The organism is Halorussus aquaticus (genome assembly GCF_024218795.1).
GTDB classification, from domain to species: domain Archaea; phylum Halobacteriota; class Halobacteria; order Halobacteriales; family Haladaptataceae; genus Halorussus; species Halorussus aquaticus.
This window is the reverse complement of sequence record NZ_CP100400.1, coordinates 385,134-401,588: the sequence shown is the minus strand read 5'-3', so window position 1 is coordinate 401,588 and position 16,455 is coordinate 385,134. Positions and strand designations below refer to the sequence as shown.

Genomic DNA, 16,455 nt, shown 5'->3' with positions numbered 1-16,455 from the left:
GGACGAAACGAGACCGAACCTCACCGCGGGTTTAGCCCGTAGAGAATCGAGCGGGCGAACACCAGCACGGGGATGATTTCGAGGCGGCCGACCCACATGTTGAGGACGAACATGCCCTCGGCCAGCGACGGCATGCCGGGACCGGTGATACCCGACGACAGGCCCACGTTGCCCTGCGCGCTCGCCACCTCGAACAGCACGTCCGACAGGCCGTAACTGGGGTCGGCGACGTTCACCAGCACGATGGAACTCGCGACCAGTAGTCCGATCCAGAGCAGACTGACGATGGCCGCCTCGCTGAACTCCCGTTCCATCTCGTTCCGACCGAGGTTCCGACCGTTTATCTTCGCGGTGACGACAGCGCTCTCGGGCAGGAACACCCGGGAGAACTGCCAGACGATACCGCGACCGATGGTGTACGCGCGGATGATCTTGATACCGCCCACCGTCGAACCCGCGGCCCCGCCGACGACCATCGCGATAGAGAGGAGGAGCTTTCCGCCGGGTTTCCAGTCGCCGATGCCCGACGACTGGAAGCCGGTACACGAGAGGGCGCTTATCCACTGGAACACCGAGTCACGGACTGCAGTGGCCTGCGCCGCCGAGAGACCGACCGTCTGGAGTCCGGCGTAGTTCGTCGCGTCGAACGCCGCCGTGACGGCCGCCGCGTTCTGGAGCGAGAGGACGACGATGCCGACGCCGAACAGGACGAACAGCCACCGCGTCTGGAGGTCCTCCCAGAGCGCGTCGGCATCACCGTTCGAGAGGACCGCGTAGTGAATCGGGAAGGCGATGGCTCCGAGCGTCATTATCGGGAGCAGCACCGTCTCTATGAGCGGCGAGTCGTATGTGGCGATGGAGTTGTCCGTGACCGAGAACCCGCCGGTCGATAGCCCGGTCATGGCGTGGTTGAGCGCCTGCCAGAACGCCTGCCACGTCGGCAACTGCGACCCGTAGTCCGACAGCGAGATGGCGACGAACATGGCGAGGACCGCGAGCGCAGTGTACAGGACGAATATCTTCCAGACCGTCTGGACCGTCGAGATGATGCTCGGGTGAATCTTCTCCTCGCGGGCCTCGCTCCGGTAGAGGGCGTAGCTCCCGCTTCCCGGACGCGCGAGGATGGCGGTGGTGAGGACGATGACGCCCACGCCGCCGACCCACTGCATGAACGACCGCCACCACTGAATCGTCCGCGGGAGCGTCGGTTCGTGGACGGCCATCGTCAGCCCCGACCCGGTCCACCCGCTCATGCTCTCGAAGAAGGCGTGGAGCGGATTCCTGAAGTAAATCAGGCTGGAGCGGGACGTGGCACCGAAGACGGTCACGGCCTCGTAGGTGACCGACTGGGGCGCGGACGAGACGTACGACTGCATGACCTGTGACGGAGTGAGATACGCCATCAGCAGGAACGGAAGCGCACCGAAGACCGCGACGCAGAACCACCCGGCGGCCGCGATTATCATCCCGTGTTTCATCCGGGGTTCGGGGGCGTCCGCGAAGGCCCGGCGCGCGCCCAGACCGACCGCGGCGGTGATACCGGCGGCGAGGAAGAACGATAGCGCGCCGTACCACTCGGTGAAGACGAGAGCGACGCCGACGCTGATGGTCATCAATCCCGCCTCCATGGCGAGCAGCGACCCTACGTCTCGGCCGATGATGGCGAGGTCCGCCGGAATCCGGCGGACGGTCCTGTTCGGCGACATATCAGGCGTCGTCCGGGTGGGTATCGTGGTCCTCGAAGTGACCGAACACGTCGGTCACCTCCGGCGTCGCACCTCGCTCCGAGTACACCGTCAGAACGTCACCGGCGCGGACCTCCGTGTTCCCGCGCGGCGTGACGGGCTTGTTCGAGTCGTCGCGTTCGACGGCGACGATGAGCATGTCCTCGGGAAGCAGACCCTCCGTAGCGGCCTGCTGGATGGTCTTCCCGGCGATGGCGGCGTCCGAACCCACGCTGATCTCGAACACTTCGGCCTCGTCGCCGATGCGCATGTAGTCGATGATGGACGGTCGCTTGACCGCCCGGTAGAGGTATTCGGCGATGAGTCGCTGGGGGTTCTGCATCGTGTGGACGCCGATTCGACGGAACAGTTCCATGTGGTCGGCGTCGTGAACCACGGAGACGATGTTGGGAACCTCGAGTTCCTGTCCGAGCAGCGAGACCATGATGTTGGTCGCGTCTTGGTCGGTCGTGGAGATGAGGGCGTCCGTGCGGTCGATACCGGCATCGACCAGCGTGTCCTTTATCGTCGCATCGTCGTTGAGAACGAGGCAATCGTGCATCGAGGCGGCCCGCTCGGCCTTCTTCTCGTCTTTCTCGACGACGACGACCTCGTTGCCACCGGCCGTTGCAATCTCGATGAGCGGCGTGCCGATATTGCCAGCGCCGACGATTACGATGTACATCTTTCGAGGTTGTATCCGTGGCGGCGGGGAAAAGATACCGTTATCGGTTCGCCCCGCGACGTACGACCACTGCGACGGCCGAACTCAGTCCGCACCGGCGGTCGCCAGCAGTTCGTCGAACGTCTCGACTCGATAGTCACCGAGGACGCACTGTTCGCGTCGGTGGTGACCGTGGCGTTCGACGTGAATCGCGTCGAGACCGGCGTTCCACGCCGCGCCGACGTCGCTAGCGCCGTCGCCAGCGTACACGCCGTCGGACCGGAGGTCCGACGAGTCTCCGCTCGCCTCGCTCGCGGGGACGCCGTCGTGGCCGTTCTCACGCACCCCCATCTGCTCCATCGCGTGGTGGAGGGGCGCGGGGTCGGGTTTCCACCCCAACTCCTCGTCGCAGCAGATGATCGTGTCGAACCAGTCGCGGATGTCGAGTTCGTCCAGCACGGGATTGGCGAGGAACGGTTGGCAGTGGGTCACCAGACCGACCGGACAGTCTAACTCGCCCACGAACGCCGCGTCGTCGTAGAGGTACGTCTCTTCTGCCCGGCGCTGGGGGTCCTCGATGTCGTGGAACGCGGGCCAGAACTCCTCGGGGTCGATGGCCCACTCGCGCAACTGCTCGTTGCGGTTGCCACCGAGTCCGTGCCAGAGGATTTCTGCCTCCCTGTCGGTGAACTCCCGGCTGAGACGGTCGCCGACTCGGTCGAACACCGACCGCGGATATGACCAGTCCACGTCGATGAGCGTCCCGTCCAAGTCGAGCAACCAGTAATCGTACTCGTGGGCGACCATATGGGACGTTCGTGTAGGCACTCGGTAAAGTTAAACGTTTTCAGGGTACGTGGAGTCTTCGGTCGCAGAGGGCAGAACCGAAGTTCTGCACTGGAACCCCGACCATCGACCACAGTCTCTGGACTGACTCACCCGAGGCACTACCCCTTCTCGACCTCCAGCGAACTGCCGAGGTACTTGTTCAGCACCTCGGAGACCGAGTCCGCCTTGAACGTCGCGAGGTCGTCGCGAATCTCGTCTTTCAGCGCCGTCAGATACTCCTCGTCGGTCTCCAGCGCGCGGTACTCGGCGGACACCACCGTCACGCCCAGTTCCTCCTCGGCCAGTCGCCGGAAGTGACGGTCGTCGTTTATCTCCCCGCGCCAGAGGTTGTTGCGGAAGAACAGCCACCCGTCCTCGCCGGGCGGGTCCGCCGCCCGGTAGAGGCGGGTCTCGAACTCGTCGGGACCGACCGAGACGCCCTCGGTCTCGGGTTCGAGTCGGAACCGCACGGCGAAGACGTATCTGGCGTCCATGCCTCGACTCCGATTAGCGCAGGTCGTCGGTCAGTTCGGCCATGTGTACGTCGTCGTCGGTGATGCCGCCCTCCTCGTGGCTCGTGAACCGGACCTCGACCTCCTCGTAGCGAATCTCTATCGTGGGGTGGTGGAACTCCTCCTCGGCGATTTCGCCGACTTCGGTGGCGAAGGCGACGCCTTCGAGGTAGTCGTCGAACTCGAACACGCGGACGATTTCGTCGCCGACGCGCTCCCACTCGTCGGGTAGTTTGGCCGCTATCTCGTCGTCGGAAAGTAGGTCTGCCATGCGTGGGGGTTCGGCGTTATCGCAGATAAAGTTCGGTGACGCGGTACGCTCGGCGCGGTCACGGAACCGCCGAACCGCCCCTCAGTCGTCGTCGCCAGCTATCATCGTCCGAACGTCGTCGGGCATCTGCTCGGCCACCTCGTCGGGAATGTCGCCGTCGCCGAACTGCTCGCGCACGAACTCCGGCGGACGCCCGTCCTCGCCGAAGTCCGGGTCGAACAGTTGGAGCGCCGTGTTGATGGTCCCCCAGTCGTCCTCGGCCGCGGCGTCCCGGAGACTGCTGGTCGGCGGCGCGAGCAGTTGCGAGACCAGCGCGTCGGCCAGCGACGTGACGACCTCGCGCTGGTCGTCGTTGAGGTCGCCGTGGGCGTCGAGTTTCGAGAACGCCTCCGAGAGCTGGCGCTCCTTTACCCGTTCGGCGCTCTCGTACATCGCCGAGATGACCTCGTCGGCGCGCTTGCGCTTGTAACTCTCCAGCAGGTGGTCGAACTCCCGGTCTATCATCGCCTCCACGGATTCGGCGGCGGCACGGCGTCGGCGCTCGGTCTCGTCGGTGACCGACTCCAGTGCCGCCATCCCGTGGACGGTCACGCCGTTCACGGCGTTGGCCGCGGGCGAAACGTCCCGCGGTTGGGCGATGTCTACGACCCGCACTTCGCCCGCGTCGTGGAAGTCGTCGGCGTCGATGACGTGGCCCTCGCTTCCCGTCGCCGAGACCACGACGTCCGCGGCGTCGAGCGTCTCACCGAGTTCGTCGAGCGTGACTGCGCGGGCGTCGGCGTGGTCTACTACGTCCGTCACCTCGACAGCACCGTCGAAGGACCGATTGGCGACGTACAGCGTCTCGACGTCGGTGTCGGCGAGCGCGTGGGCCGCGATGGTCCCCATCTCGCCCGCGCCGACGACGAGCGCGGTGGCGTCGTCGAGGTCGGTCTCGGCGTCGAGCAGTTTCACCGCCGCGCTCCCGACCGACACCGCGCCGTCGTTGATGTCGGTCTCGGTCCGGGCCCGTTCGCCGACGTGGATGGCCTTGGTCACGGCCACGTCGAGCATCGGGCCGAGCGCGCCGCTCTCGTGGGCCAGCGTGTACGCGTCCCGAATCTGACCGAGAATCTGGTCCTCGCCGAGGACGAGCGATTCGAGTCCGGCCGCCACCCGCAGCAGATGGCGGAGACTCTGCTCGTGGCCCATCTCCACGACCGAGTGGCCGCCCACGTCGGGCGCGAAGTCGTCCAGTACCGCCTGCCCGGCAGCGTCGCCGTCGGTGACGACGTAGGCCTCGAAGCGGTTGCACGTCTGGAGTACGAACGCCTCGTGGACGCCCGGCACGTCCAGTAGTCGCTGGAGGATCGCCTCTTCGTCGGGGTGGCAGGCCGCTTCGACCGCGTCCAGACTCGCGCGGTCGTGGCTGATACGAATCCCCGAGACGACGCCCGTCGCCGCACTCACGGGAATCGACCCCCGAATCGTGTGTCAGAGAGAGAGAGTTCGATATTCATGATTTCACCCTGTAATGCACCCATCGCACCGTCGTTGTCGGCAGCTAAGTTCGGACGGTACGTAAACCCTTCCAAACGAGACACGTTCTGCTGGAATCTGCAAGCGTCGGTTCACCCCTCGACACCGACGACGTCGAACCCGAGGTCGCGTACGTCTTCGAGGATGGACTCGTGGTCGGCGCTGGCCTCGTAGTAGAACACCACGTCGAAGGTGCCGTCGCGGAGGAGTTGCTGGCACTCCCAGACGAACGACTCGTCGTCTAGCGTCAGTCCCTGATGCTGGTTCGAGGCGAAGTCGGTGTCGTCGGTCCCCGAGTAAACGAACGTCTCTTTCGGGTCGTGGCCCGCGTGTTCGGCGATTATCTCGCCGATATCGACGGTCGCCTGATGCATCTCGGTCTCCTCGTCGCTGCCGAGGTCGGTCCGAACGATTGCCCCGTTGAGTTCGATGTCGCCCGGTTCGAGTAACTGCTCGGTCCGACGGTAGAGGTCCTCGTCGACTGCGTCGTCCATGTTTGGAGGAAACCGACCGTCGGTTAAACGCGCTACGGTTCGCCGATAGCGCTGTCGCTACCCGGTCTGCGTCAATAAAAGCTCAATTTCGCGCGTTACGTTTTACAGGCGTTTGAGGTTCTTCGCTCGCGGACCCTTGTCCGCCTGTTCTATTTCGAACTCGACTTCCTGCCCCTCTTCGAGGTCCGGACCGCCGATGTCTTCCATGTGGAAGAAGACGTCTTCGTCGGCATCCTCAGTGTCGATGAAACCGTAACCGCCAGTGTCGTTGAAGAAATCGACCGTACCTTTCGCCATTGCGTTCTGGTTCAAGTCGCCCCATGCTTAAAAAGGTATGCAACTAGCTGAAGCTATTGGGCCGACAGGTCGCGTCCCGGAGGATTCGGGGTCAAAAAGCTAATTGCTCTCGGTCGTGTCCGTCCCAACAACGGATGTTCCAGTGGGTACAGCGGCGAGTTCAGGCCGCATACGAACGTCTTCTCAGACGCGAGATATCCGGCGCGCCGACGCACGTCGCGGTCATTCAAGACGGCAACAGACGCTACGCCAGCGAGCAGGGCGAAGACGCGCCCGACGGCCACCGCGCCGGTGCCCAGACGACGGAGCAAGTTCTGAACTGGTGTCAGGACATGGGCGTCGAGGAGTTGACGCTGTACTCGTTCTCGACCGAGAACTTCGACCGCCCCGACCACGAGAACGAGGCGCTGTTCGACCTGTTGGAGGAGAAGTTGTACGACTTCGGGGACGACGACCGCGTCCACGACGGCGAGGTCTGCATCCGGGCCATCGGCGACCGAGAGGCGCTCCCCGAGCGCGTCCGGGACGCCATCGACTACGCCGAGGACCGGACCGCGAACTACGACTCGTTCACGCTCAACGTCGCACTGGCCTACGGCGGTCGGAACGAACTCCTCAACGCTGCCCGCGACGTGGCGAGCGCGGTCGAAGACGACGAACTGGCCCCCGCGGACATCGACGTTTCGGAGATCGAGAATCGGCTGTACGACAGTCCGGTCCGCGACGTGGACCTCATCATTCGGACCGGCGGCGACGAGCGCACCTCTAACTTCCTGCCGTGGCACGCCAACGGCAACGAGGCGGCGGTGTTCTTCTGTACGCCCTACTGGCCCGAGTTCTCGAAGGTGGACTTCCTCCGGGGCATTCGGACCTACGAGTCCCGCGAGGAGTCGTGGCGTCGCGCGAAGGCCAAGCGCGCGCTGGCGCTGGTGAAGGCCCTCGGCGGGGTGGAACTGGAGGAGGCCCGCCGGATAATCGACCGATTCCGCGGGACGCTCCCCGAGGAGTCGAACGTCGAAGAACTGGGGGCCGAGGAGTTAGGTATCGAGGAGTTGGACGTGGAGGGCGACGGGAAGGCAGTGGAGTGACCTACCGGCCGAACTTCCGTCACGTCGCTCTGCTCGTGACGGTGTTTGGCCTATCGGCCAAACCGCCGCTGGCGATTCTTGTAGTCGAGTAGCGCCCGGAGGTACTCTCGCTTCCGGAAGTCCCGCCAGTTCACGTCGGTGAAGTAGAGTTCCGAGTACACCGACTGCCATATCATGAAGTCCGAGAGTCGCTCCGCGCCGGTCTTCAGCACGAGGTCCGGGTTCTCGGGGAACACCAGATGCTCCTCCACGTCGGACTCGTCCACCTGCTCGGCGGTCAACTCGCCGTCGCGGACGGTCTCGGCTATCTTCCGCACTGCGCCTGCGAACTCGTGTTTGCCGCCCAAGCCGATGGAGACCTGAATCGGCGCGTCGGCGCGCTGGGTGTCGTCGGGACCCCGGACCGCCAACTGGCGCGGGGCCGACACCTGTTCCAACTCGCGCCGGAGCGTCGGGGCCGCCTCGGGGTCGAGGACGCTGACGTAGACGGTGATGCGTTCGGCCCCGTACTCGAACGCCCACTCGAAGAAGGCTTCGAGCGTCGTGTACGCGCCCTGTTCGAGCAGGTCGCGCTCGGTGATGTTGACGGCGACGTGACTGGGCGAGTCGGCCTCGTGTCTCCGGAGGCGGGCGGCGAGATACCTGTCGTACAGTCCCACTGGCGGCGATTCGCCGTCCATCGTCCTAAACGTCACGGACGGAGGTCCGACCTGCGCGCCGCGTTCCGGCGAGTTCCGCGTTCGCCAGCCGCCGGACGCTCGTCAGACAGTTCGACGCCGGACGCGGTCCCTCGCTTCGGGAGGATTAAGTGGGCGTCGGCGGAACGGACGACTAACGTGACTTCCAGAGTTCGGCGTGCGGCGGCGTACGCCGCCGTCTCGACGCTGGCGCTCGCGGCTCCGGTACTGGAGTGGGCGTCGGCTATCGCGTTCGGTGCGGTCGCCGTGGGCGCGCTCTCGGTCACCGACGGACCGGTGTTCGAGTTGTTCGCCCGGCCGGCCGACCGGCAGGAGGGTCGCCTCCACGGACTGGCCGCCTTCGGTTTCGCGGCGGCCGCAATCGCGCTCCTGACCTCGTTCGCGGGACTGCCGAGCCACGTCCTCGTCGCCAGCGTCGTCGTCGTCGGCTACGGCAATCTCGCCCAACAGATTGCGTGGCGCTTCGACGCCGAACCCATCCTCAGGACCGGTGCGTTCGTCACCGGAGGACTCACGGCCGCCGTACTCGGGCAAGTCCTCGCGCTCCGGGTCGAGAGCGTGCCGGTCGCGCTCCCCGAAGTCGTCTTTCTGGCTGCCAGCGGCGCGCTCCTCGCCGGACTGCTCCGCTCGGTCCTGTTCGCCCGTGACGACCCCCTCGTGATGCTGTCGGTCGCCTTCCTGCTGTGGCTGTTCGCGGACCTCACCGTCGTCGTGACGGTGGACGGCATCGCGGTCGCGATAGCCGTGACCGCGCTGTTCGGCTACGTCTCGTGGGCGCTCGACGCCGCGTCGATTCCGGGGATGATGACCGGCGCGCTGCTGGCGATGCTGACCATCGTCCTCGGCGGCTACGGCTGGTTCGCGGTCCTCATCGCCTTCTTCGGCATCGGGAGCCTCTCGACCAAGTTCCGGTACGAGGAGAAGGCCGCCCGCGGCGTCGCCGAGGACAACGAGGGCGCGCGCGGGAGCGGCAACGTCCTCGGGAACGCGGCGGTGGCGCTCGTGGCCGTCCTCGCCTACGCCGCCCACGACAAGTTCGCCGTCTCCGGCGACGTCTTCCTGTTCGCGTTCGCCGGGTCCATCGCCACCGCGATGAGCGACACGCTCTCCTCAGAGATCGGCGGCGTCTTCGACGACCCGCGACTCATCACCACGCTCGAACGCGTCGAACCGGGCACCGACGGCGGGGTGACGTGGCAGGGCGAACTCGCGGGCATCGCGGGCGCGGCGGTCGTCGCGGGCATCGCGGCCCTGCTGTTCGAGAGCGTCGGCACCACCGGCGCGGCCGTCATCACGGTCGCCGGTGCGGGCGGGATGACGATAGACAGTCTGCTCGGCGCGACGATGGAGGGCGACCGCCTCGGCAACCAGAGCGTCAACTTCCTCGCCACCCTCACCGGGGCGCTCGTCGGCGCGGGTCTCGCGGTGGTCTTTCTGTCGTGATTCGCCCCGCCCTGCCCGACGACCGCGAGCGCCTGCGCGAGGTCCAGACTCACCTCGCCGAACCGAACCCGGCGCTGCTGGCGTACGCCGTCGACGGCCCGCCGCTCACACTCGTCTCCGCCGCGCCGGACGACGACCCGGTCGGCTACCTCGTCGCTTTCCACGACGAGGAGGCGGGCTACGTCGCCGAAATCGCGGTCGAACCGTCGCATCGGCGAGAGGGCCGGGCGCGCCGTCTCCTCGCGACCGCCTTCGAGCGTCTGCGAGACGCCGGGTGCGCTCGCGTCCGACTCACGGTCCACCCTGAGAACGACGCCGCGAAGGCACTGTACACGTCGATGGGCTTCGAGGAAGTCGGCCGGGAGGCCGACTACTACGACGACGGGAGCGAGGCGATAACGATGAGCCGGGACCTCTGAGTCGAGGTCGTCGCGATAAAACAGCGAGTTCCGAAAGCCGCGTCTGCGGAGCCTTCAGAACTGGTCGGCGGTCCGGACCCGCACGTCCGCGGGTTGCTTGACGAACTCGCCGAGGTCGCGGGCGACGACCTGTCGGACGCCGCGTTGGGCCGACACGTCGAGGACGCGCTGTTCGAGCGTCCCGTCCACGACCACCGCGTAGGGCGCTTCGGTGGCGCTCTCCACGGCGTCGAAGGCGTTCTCGGCCGCCACTTCGGCGACGGTCTCGAACGACTCGTCCAGCAGGCGGGCGGTCCCCGTCTCGGCGTCCACGACTGCTTCGACGTGACCGCGAAGGGTAACCGGTCTCGACTCCGAACCCTCCGACTCGACGGCGTCTCCCTCCGCCGCGTCGGAGTCGCCGGGTTCCGACGCCGAATCGGTCCGGACCGCGGCGTCGCCGGTCGGTTCGTCGGCCGGTTCGTCGGCGTCGTCCGTCACCTCGAGAGCCTCTGGTGCGTCTGTCTCGGTCGGTTCGGTCGCGGCGTCGGAACTCGTGACATCCTCGGTCCCGGCACCTGCGCCCGGCCCTGCGGTCTCCCGGGCGGGCGTCGCGGGACCGTCAGGTCCGGCGGTCTCGTCGCTCTCGGGTGCGGGACGTGCGCTCCCGTCGGTCGCGGCGGGACCGGCCTCGCTCGCGTTCGACTCGGGCAGTGTCGGGTCGCGGTCGGTCGAACCGAGGTCTGTCGCCCCGGGGTCCGTCGCGTCGGGGTCGGCCGACGACTCGTCGTCCATCGACTCCTCGAAGGGGCGCTTGCTCCTGAGCGCCGACATGACCTCGTGGCGCGCGAGGTCCTCGACCGACTTGTTCGACGGCGCGAACGCGACGTAGTCGATGTCGCCGACCTGTGCGAGTTCCTTCCGGATGAGGTCGCCGCCCCGGTCGCCGTCGAGGAAGACGGTGACGGTGCGGTTCTGGGTGAGTTCGGCCACCGCGTCGGGGACGTTAGTACCCTCGACCGCGACGGCGTTCTTGACGCCGTACTTCAGGAGGTTCAGCACGTCCGCCCGACCCTCGACGACGATGATGGCGTCGCTGTCGGCGACCCGCGGACCTGCCGGCAGGCCCTCGTACTCCGCGATGTCCTCGACGCGGACGCTCTGGCGAACCTCCTCCAGAATCTCCCGACTGGTCATCACGTCCTCGTCGAACGAGTCCGAGAGGAGTTGCTTGGCGCGTTCGACCACCTTGCGGCGCTTGGCGGCGCGCACGTCCTCGATGCTGGCGACGGAGACGGTGGCCCGACAGGGACCGACGCGACTGATGGTCTCCAACGCCGCGGCGAGGATTGAGGTCTCTACCTTGTCGAGGCTCGACGCGATGGTTATCGTGCCGAACGACTGTCCGTTCTCGCTGTCGATATCGACGTCGATGCGGCCGAGTTTCGACGATTGCTGGAGGTCTCGGAGGTCCAAGTCGTCGCCGAGTAGCCCCTCGGTCTGCCCGAAGACGGCCCCGACGACGTCACTCCGTTCTACCACCCCGTCGGCGGTGATGTCGGCGTGAATGACGTATTTTGCTGTGTCGTCCATGAGTGGTGAACTGCCCCGGTGAGGGGCTGGATGGTGATGTGTCCATGAGCGGCGCGGCCATGGATGTTTTAAATCACACGTCGTTACTGAAATACCTGTCGTCAGCAGAACTGTTTACGGAGATGTCGTTACCGAAAGTTGATACGGGCGTCGCAGTCGGTCCGGCCGTCACGGTAAAGACAGCTTCCGTCGTCGGTCGGTGCGGAACGAATGCGCGTCCTCTTCGTCCCCGAACTCTACCGGCCCGACGACGCCACCGCCAACGGCACGCTCAACGACGCCGTAGCGTTGGTCGAGCAGTGGCTCGACATCGACCCGACTCTCCACGTCTACTGGCTACTCGCACCCCCGGAGACCGCGAACTACGACCGAGAGTACGTACTGGCCGACCGCGAGCGCGTGACCCTCGTCGAGGCCGAACCGTTCATGCACGGCCACGAACACGAGGACGCCTTCTCCGAGACGGGGTACACCGAGGCCCAGTTCCGGGCGATCGAGGAGGCGATTTTCGACGCTTCGGGCTACGTGGACGCGGCTATCGACCAGCAGGTGACGGGCCGGTACGACCTCTCGAAGTGGCTCCACCGACTCGGCGGCGGTCCGGCGGCCGAGGTGCGCCCGACGGAAATCGTCGGCTACGTCCACGACCTGCGCCTCCCGTTCAAGCGCCACGGCCTGGAGATGCCCGACGACGCCCCGACGAAAGTCGAGTTGTCGGCCGCGACCTACGCCGACGGACTCTGGTTCAAGGCCGGGGTGGACGCCGAGCGCATGCGAGAGTACGGGACCGCCGTCCTCGACGATGAGTTCTTGGACGACGTGCTGGACGACGCGCTGGAGACCGGGAGTCCGCTCGACTTCGACGACTTCGAGGAGTCGTACGCCGACACCCCCGAGCGACTCCACGTCGCGGGGTCCGGGTGGGGCAAGAAGAATCTGGACGTGGTGCTCGACGCCGCCGAGACCCTCCACGAGGAGTTCGGGATCCGCACGCTGATGACGAACATGGACCCGATTCCCGAGGGGATGGCCGACCGCGAGTTCGTGGACGCCTCCCCGGAGTGTTCCCGCGAACGATACGAGACCGCGCTCCGGCGCGGCGACCTCGCCGTCTGCGCCTCGGACCACGAGACGATGCCACGGACGCCCTTCGAGCAGGCCGCCAGCGGACAGGTGCTGGTCGTTCGCGACGAACCGTGGGCCTACGACTGCGTGCCCGAGGACTACCGCCTCGCGGGTAGCCTGCACAGCCTCGAAGCCCTCGCGGTCCGAGCGGTCGAGAACTGGGACGAGGCGGTCGCCGAGAACCGACGGATGGTCGAGCGCGTCCGGGAGGTACGCGGCCCGGAGCGATGCGGCCAGCGGACCTACCGCGACCTAATCGAGCGCGTGGAGCGGCGGATTTCGGCGTTCGACGACGGCGATATCCGGGACGCGGTCGAATCGAGCATCTCCGCGTTCGACGGCGAGATTCCGCTGGACGAACTCGGCGGACGCGTCCGAGCGCGCACGGGGTCGGACGCCGCCCCGACCGTCACCGACCTCGTGTACGCTCTGCGGTCGCTCGGCTACGAGGACGCTGGCAACCCGGGGACGCCAGTGTTCGTCCGGTCGGGCCGGTGACGGGTCCCCGAGTCACGCGATGCCGTCGAACCGGTCGAGTCGAAACCGGCCGATGTCGCGGTCGGTCTCCCCGTCGACCGCCAAGTCCGCGAGGACGTCGCCGATCGCGCTGGCGAACTTGAACCCGTGGCCGGAGAACCCCGCGCCCACCGTAATCTGCGGGCGGTCCGGGAGCGTGTCGAGGATGAAGTGCTCGTCCGGCGTGTTCGTGAACATGCAGGTCGCGAGTCGCATCGTCGGTCCCGCTCCGTCGGGGAAGCAGCGTTCGGCGTACGCTCTGAGCAGTTGCTCGTCCTCCGGCCGCGGTTCGCGGTCCATCTCGTCGGGGTCGACGGTCTCCCCGAAGTGGTTGAACTTCCCGAACTTGAATCCCGGGACGTCGTGTCTCGGGAACCCGTAGTAGTGGCCGTCCTCGGTCGCGTGGACGAACACGGGGAAGTTCTCTGCGTCGAACTTCGCGGGCGCGGTCGGTCGGAGCCACGCCAGCACCTGTCGCTCCGGGACCGTGACGTCGGCGAGTTCGGGCAGGAACTTCCGCGCCCACGCGCCCGCCGTCACGACGAGGCGGTCGGCCTCGTACGTGTCCTTCGGAGTGGTCACGCGGACGCCGCCGTCGGACAGCGGGCTGAAGCCCGCGACGGCCTCTCGCGCTCGGATTTCCGCGCCTTCGTCTTGGGCGGCCTCGACGTGGGCGGTGATGCACTGTTCCGGAACTACGAAACCGCCGTCGGGTTGGTACACTGCGCGGTGGTCGTCGGGCAGGTCGTAACCGGGGAACCGCTCGTTGACCTCGCTCGCCGACAGCACCTCGTGGTCGATGTCGTGCTCTTCGCAGGACCGCAGGGAACCGCTGAACACCCTGCTGTCGGGCGGTCCGGCGTCGATGCCACCGGTGACGTACAGGAGGTCGCGGCCCGTGCGTTCCTCCAAGTCACGCCACTGGTCGTAAGCCCGCCGGACGAGCGGAACGTACGCCGGGTGTTCGTACTGGGGTTTCCGAATGATTCGGGTGACGCCGTGCGACGACCCCATGTCGTGAGGGACGTCGTACCGCTCCAGCCCCAACACGTCGAGACCGCGGCGCGCGAGGTGGTAGGTCGCCGCGCTTCCCATTCCACCGACTCCGAGGACGATGGCGTCGTAGCGACTCATGGGCCACGGTTCGGAGCGAACGGCAAAGTAACTGCTGAAGGTTCGAAACGACCCTCGCTGGCGAGTTCACCGTAGCAGGTCCGAGAGCGTCTCCGCGCCGTGCGCCAGCGACGCCTCGGGGTCGTCGGGGTCGTCGTGTTCGTAGACCAGCCACTCGGTCCCGGCCTCGCGCGCGGCGCGGACGCAGGCCTCCACGTCCACGTCACCTTCGCCCAACTCGACCGGGCGGTCGTCGGCCACGTCCTTGAGGTGGACCAGCGGGACCCGCCCGCGGAGGTGCCCGAGCAGGTCGATGGGGTCGCGGCCCGCGGCGGTCGCCCACCCCACGTCGAGTTCGAGGTCGAAGTCAGTCTCGTCGGCGAGCAGGTCGAAGGCCGACCGGCCGTCGAGGGCCGCGAACTCGTGGTCGTGGTTGTGGTAGCCCAGCGCGACGCCGCGCTCGTCCAGTCGGCCCGCGAGCGTTTCGAGTCTGCGGGCGGTGTCGGTGACGGCCGCCTCGCTGGCGAACTGGGTCTCGTCCAGATACGGCACGACGACGCGGTCGCAGTCCAGCGACTCGTAACTCTCGACCACGCCGCCGAGGTCGGATTCGAGGGCCTCGACGCCGACGTGGGCCGCGGCGGCGTCGAGTCCGGCGTCGTCCAGAGCGGTCCGAATCTCGTCGGGGTCCGAGTCGCCGAGTCCCGCGAACTCGACGCCCTCGAACGCGGTGTCGCCGACGCGCCGGAGGAGGTCGGGGAGCGGTTCGTCCAACTCTCGAAGCGTGTAGAGTTGTATGGCAGGTCGCATGGCGGGGGTACGCTTCGACGTGGTAAATCGGTTGTTGTAGCCCGGAGCGCGACCGGCCTCCAACGCCGTGGAAGATTCTGACAGAGCACTTATCAGCACCCGACGCCACACTGCGAGTGATGGACGGACTCGGTCGGCGCGACTACCTGAAGGGGGTCGGTCTGGGCGTCGGCGGCGGACTCACAGGGACCGCCGCCGGGAGCGCACTGCCGGGGCGGCGGTTGCCGGACCCGTGGGACCCGGACCCCGGGACGTGGCCGACCCGTCGGTTCGGTCCGAAGAACGCGGCCTACGCCTCGGACGCGACACCGCCGACCGAATCGCCGACCACCGCGTGGACCGCGACCGTCGGCACCGAAGTCCGGTCGCTGGCGGTCGCCGACGAGACGGTATTCGTCGGCAGCGACGAGGAAGTGGTCGCCCTCGACGCCGCGACGGGGAGCGAGCGCTGGCGACACGGCCGAGACGCGATGACCGTCGCGGTCCGCGACGGTACGGTCTTCGCCGCGAACGACTACGACGACAGCAGTAGCGTCAGAGCGCTCGACGCGACCGACGGGAGCGTCGAGTGGTCCCTCGACAGGGGACTCGAACGGTGCTATCACCTCCTCCCGGCGGACGGGTGGCTCTTCGTCGGCACGCACGGTGCGGTCCTCGCGCTGTCTGCCGACGACGGAGACGTTCGCTGGCGGTTCCCGAACGGACTCGGGAACCACGCCGTCGCGCTGGCGGACGGCCGGGCGTACGTCGGCCAACCCGGTCCGCCGGTCGCGCTCGAATCCCGGTCGCTGCTCGGGGAACTCACCCGCGACCGACCCCGCGTCGCGTGGCGGAGTCGCGGCCCCTCGTTCGGTCTCGCTCCGGTTCGAGTCGGCGACGTCGTCGTGGTCCCCGACGGTTCGGACGGTCCACACGAAATTAATTCTGGCCGGTTGTACGCCTTCGACCCCGACACCGGCGAGGAGCGGTGGCAACAGAAGGTCGAGATGAACGCGCTCGCGCCCGCCGCCAGCGGCGACACCGTCTTCGCGCCGGGATTCACCTACGACGACGTTCGGGAAGTCGGCGTCGTCCGCGCGCTCGACGCCCGAACCGGGTCGGTCCGGTGGTCTACCCGGCTCTCGCGGTGGCCGTCGGGCGCGTTCGGAGCGGGCGACTCCCTGCTGGTCGGTGGCGGCAACCGCGGAACGCCCGGCGTGACCGCGCTCGACGCCGACTCGGGAACGGAGCGGTGGACCGTCGAGACCGACGCGGACGCCGACGCGCTGGCTCCCGCGGGCGACAGCGTGTTCGCCGGGAGTCGAGCGGGGACGGTGTACGCGTTTCGATAGAAGCGGGTCAGAGCGCGGAGCGTGTCGAACCG

Annotated in this window: 17 protein-coding genes; 5 read left to right on the top strand and 12 right to left on the bottom strand. The window is 67.1% G+C overall.

Going from position 1 to position 16,455, the window contains the following annotated elements:
• Positions 1-20 precede the first annotated feature (20 nt).
• The 8 genes from NGM06_RS02105 to NGM06_RS02070 form a co-directional block, all read right to left on the bottom strand.
• On the bottom strand, positions 21-1,706 hold the full coding sequence (locus NGM06_RS02105) for a TrkH family potassium uptake protein (RefSeq protein WP_254268711.1): 1,686 nt from the start codon (positions 1,704-1,706) through the stop codon (positions 21-23).
• Between the two features lies 1 nt (position 1,707).
• Positions 1,708-2,409: a potassium channel family protein gene (locus NGM06_RS02100; protein ID WP_254268710.1), complete on the bottom strand. Its 702-nt coding sequence runs from the start codon at positions 2,407-2,409 to the stop codon at positions 1,708-1,710.
• An 84-nt stretch (positions 2,410-2,493) separates the two neighbouring features.
• On the bottom strand, positions 2,494-3,195 hold the full coding sequence (locus tag NGM06_RS02095; protein WP_254268709.1) for an HAD family hydrolase: 702 nt from the start codon (positions 3,193-3,195) through the stop codon (positions 2,494-2,496).
• Positions 3,196-3,335: 140 nt separating this feature from the next.
• Entirely contained in the window at positions 3,336-3,710 is a 375-nt protein-coding gene (gene lwrS, locus NGM06_RS02090; RefSeq protein ID WP_254268708.1) for an LWR-salt protein, read from the bottom strand.
• Between the two features lie 13 nt (positions 3,711-3,723).
• Positions 3,724-3,999 carry a 4a-hydroxytetrahydrobiopterin dehydratase gene (locus NGM06_RS02085; protein ID WP_254268707.1) on the bottom strand — a complete coding sequence of 92 codons (276 nt, stop codon included), beginning with the start codon at positions 3,997-3,999 and terminating at the stop codon, positions 3,724-3,726.
• Positions 4,000-4,080: 81 nt separating this feature from the next.
• Positions 4,081-5,448 carry a glutamyl-tRNA reductase gene (hemA, locus tag NGM06_RS02080; RefSeq protein WP_254268706.1) on the bottom strand — a complete coding sequence of 456 codons (1,368 nt, stop codon included), beginning with the start codon at positions 5,446-5,448 and terminating at the stop codon, positions 4,081-4,083.
• Between the two features lie 161 nt (positions 5,449-5,609).
• Positions 5,610-6,011, bottom strand: a complete 402-nt coding sequence (locus tag NGM06_RS02075; RefSeq protein WP_254268705.1) for a DUF5778 family protein — start codon at positions 6,009-6,011, stop codon at positions 5,610-5,612.
• Between the two features lie 102 nt (positions 6,012-6,113).
• Positions 6,114-6,308, bottom strand: a complete 195-nt coding sequence (locus NGM06_RS02070; RefSeq protein ID WP_163520280.1) for a cold-shock protein — start codon at positions 6,306-6,308, stop codon at positions 6,114-6,116.
• A 134-nt stretch (positions 6,309-6,442) separates the two neighbouring features.
• Between NGM06_RS02070 and uppS the strand changes: the two genes are divergently transcribed.
• The gene (gene uppS, locus NGM06_RS02065) at positions 6,443-7,396 is read left to right on the top strand and encodes a polyprenyl diphosphate synthase (protein ID WP_254268704.1); all 954 of its coding nucleotides are present in this window, start codon (positions 6,443-6,445) and stop codon (positions 7,394-7,396) included.
• Between the two features lie 50 nt (positions 7,397-7,446).
• On the opposite strand, the gene NGM06_RS02060 is transcribed toward uppS, so the two are convergent.
• Positions 7,447-8,055 (bottom strand): undecaprenyl diphosphate synthase family protein, encoded by a 609-nt coding sequence (locus NGM06_RS02060; RefSeq protein ID WP_254270061.1) that lies wholly within the window; start codon positions 8,053-8,055, stop codon positions 7,447-7,449.
• A 177-nt stretch (positions 8,056-8,232) separates the two neighbouring features.
• Between NGM06_RS02060 and NGM06_RS02055 the strand changes: the two genes are divergently transcribed.
• Both NGM06_RS02055 and NGM06_RS02050 read left to right on the top strand, forming a co-directional pair.
• Complete coding sequence (locus tag NGM06_RS02055; protein ID WP_254268703.1) at positions 8,233-9,537, top strand: DUF92 domain-containing protein; 1,305 nt, start codon at positions 8,233-8,235, stop codon at positions 9,535-9,537.
• A complete protein-coding gene (locus NGM06_RS02050) occupies positions 9,534-9,956 on the top strand; it encodes a GNAT family N-acetyltransferase (RefSeq protein ID WP_254268702.1) in 423 nt (140 codons plus the stop codon). The genes NGM06_RS02055 and NGM06_RS02050 overlap by 4 nt, the downstream gene beginning before the upstream one ends.
• A gap of 54 nt (positions 9,957-10,010) precedes the next feature.
• Here the strand turns inward: NGM06_RS02050 and dnaG are convergent, their stop codons facing one another.
• Positions 10,011-11,528, bottom strand: coding sequence for a DNA primase DnaG (dnaG, locus tag NGM06_RS02045; RefSeq protein ID WP_254268701.1), 1,518 nt, complete (start codon positions 11,526-11,528; stop codon positions 10,011-10,013).
• A 210-nt stretch (positions 11,529-11,738) separates the two neighbouring features.
• On the opposite strand from dnaG, the gene NGM06_RS02040 reads away from it, so the two are divergent.
• The gene (locus NGM06_RS02040; protein WP_254268700.1) at positions 11,739-13,151 is read left to right on the top strand and encodes a hypothetical protein; all 1,413 of its coding nucleotides are present in this window, start codon (positions 11,739-11,741) and stop codon (positions 13,149-13,151) included.
• Between the two features lie 12 nt (positions 13,152-13,163).
• Here NGM06_RS02040 and solA read toward each other — a convergent pair whose 3' ends face one another.
• Positions 13,164-14,303 carry an N-methyl-L-tryptophan oxidase gene (gene solA, locus NGM06_RS02035; RefSeq protein ID WP_254268699.1) on the bottom strand — a complete coding sequence of 380 codons (1,140 nt, stop codon included), beginning with the start codon at positions 14,301-14,303 and terminating at the stop codon, positions 13,164-13,166.
• A 66-nt stretch (positions 14,304-14,369) separates the two neighbouring features.
• Complete coding sequence (locus NGM06_RS02030; protein WP_254268698.1) at positions 14,370-15,092, bottom strand: sugar phosphate isomerase/epimerase family protein; 723 nt, start codon at positions 15,090-15,092, stop codon at positions 14,370-14,372.
• Between the two features lie 119 nt (positions 15,093-15,211).
• Here NGM06_RS02030 and NGM06_RS02025 point away from each other — a divergent pair, with 119 nt between their 5' ends.
• Complete coding sequence (locus NGM06_RS02025; protein WP_254268697.1) at positions 15,212-16,423, top strand: outer membrane protein assembly factor BamB family protein; 1,212 nt, start codon at positions 15,212-15,214, stop codon at positions 16,421-16,423.
• Positions 16,424-16,455 lie beyond the last annotated feature (32 nt).

Excerpts from the sequence above, each read along its gene's own strand:
- NGM06_RS02105 (WP_254268711.1), bottom strand. The coding sequence starts at position 1,706 with ATGTCGCCGAACAGGACCGTCCGCCGGATTCCGGCGGACCTCGCCATC.
- NGM06_RS02100 (WP_254268710.1), bottom strand. The coding sequence starts at position 2,409 with ATGTACATCGTAATCGTCGGCGCTGGCAATATCGGCACGCCGCTCATC.
- NGM06_RS02095 (WP_254268709.1), bottom strand. The coding sequence starts at position 3,195 with ATGGTCGCCCACGAGTACGATTACTGGTTGCTCGACTTGGACGGGACG.
- lwrS (WP_254268708.1), bottom strand. The coding sequence starts at position 3,710 with ATGGACGCCAGATACGTCTTCGCCGTGCGGTTCCGACTCGAACCCGAG.
- NGM06_RS02085 (WP_254268707.1), bottom strand. The coding sequence starts at position 3,999 with ATGGCAGACCTACTTTCCGACGACGAGATAGCGGCCAAACTACCCGAC.
- NGM06_RS02075 (WP_254268705.1), bottom strand. The coding sequence starts at position 6,011 with ATGGACGACGCAGTCGACGAGGACCTCTACCGTCGGACCGAGCAGTTA.
- NGM06_RS02070 (WP_163520280.1), bottom strand. The coding sequence starts at position 6,308 with ATGGCGAAAGGTACGGTCGATTTCTTCAACGACACTGGCGGTTACGGT.
- uppS (WP_254268704.1), top strand. The coding sequence starts at position 6,443 with ATGTTCCAGTGGGTACAGCGGCGAGTTCAGGCCGCATACGAACGTCTT.
- dnaG (WP_254268701.1), bottom strand. The coding sequence starts at position 11,528 with ATGGACGACACAGCAAAATACGTCATTCACGCCGACATCACCGCCGAC.
- NGM06_RS02040 (WP_254268700.1), top strand. The coding sequence starts at position 11,739 with ATGCGCGTCCTCTTCGTCCCCGAACTCTACCGGCCCGACGACGCCACC.
- solA (WP_254268699.1), bottom strand. The coding sequence starts at position 14,303 with ATGAGTCGCTACGACGCCATCGTCCTCGGAGTCGGTGGAATGGGAAGC.
- NGM06_RS02030 (WP_254268698.1), bottom strand. The coding sequence starts at position 15,092 with ATGCGACCTGCCATACAACTCTACACGCTTCGAGAGTTGGACGAACCG.
- NGM06_RS02025 (WP_254268697.1), top strand. The coding sequence starts at position 15,212 with ATGGACGGACTCGGTCGGCGCGACTACCTGAAGGGGGTCGGTCTGGGC.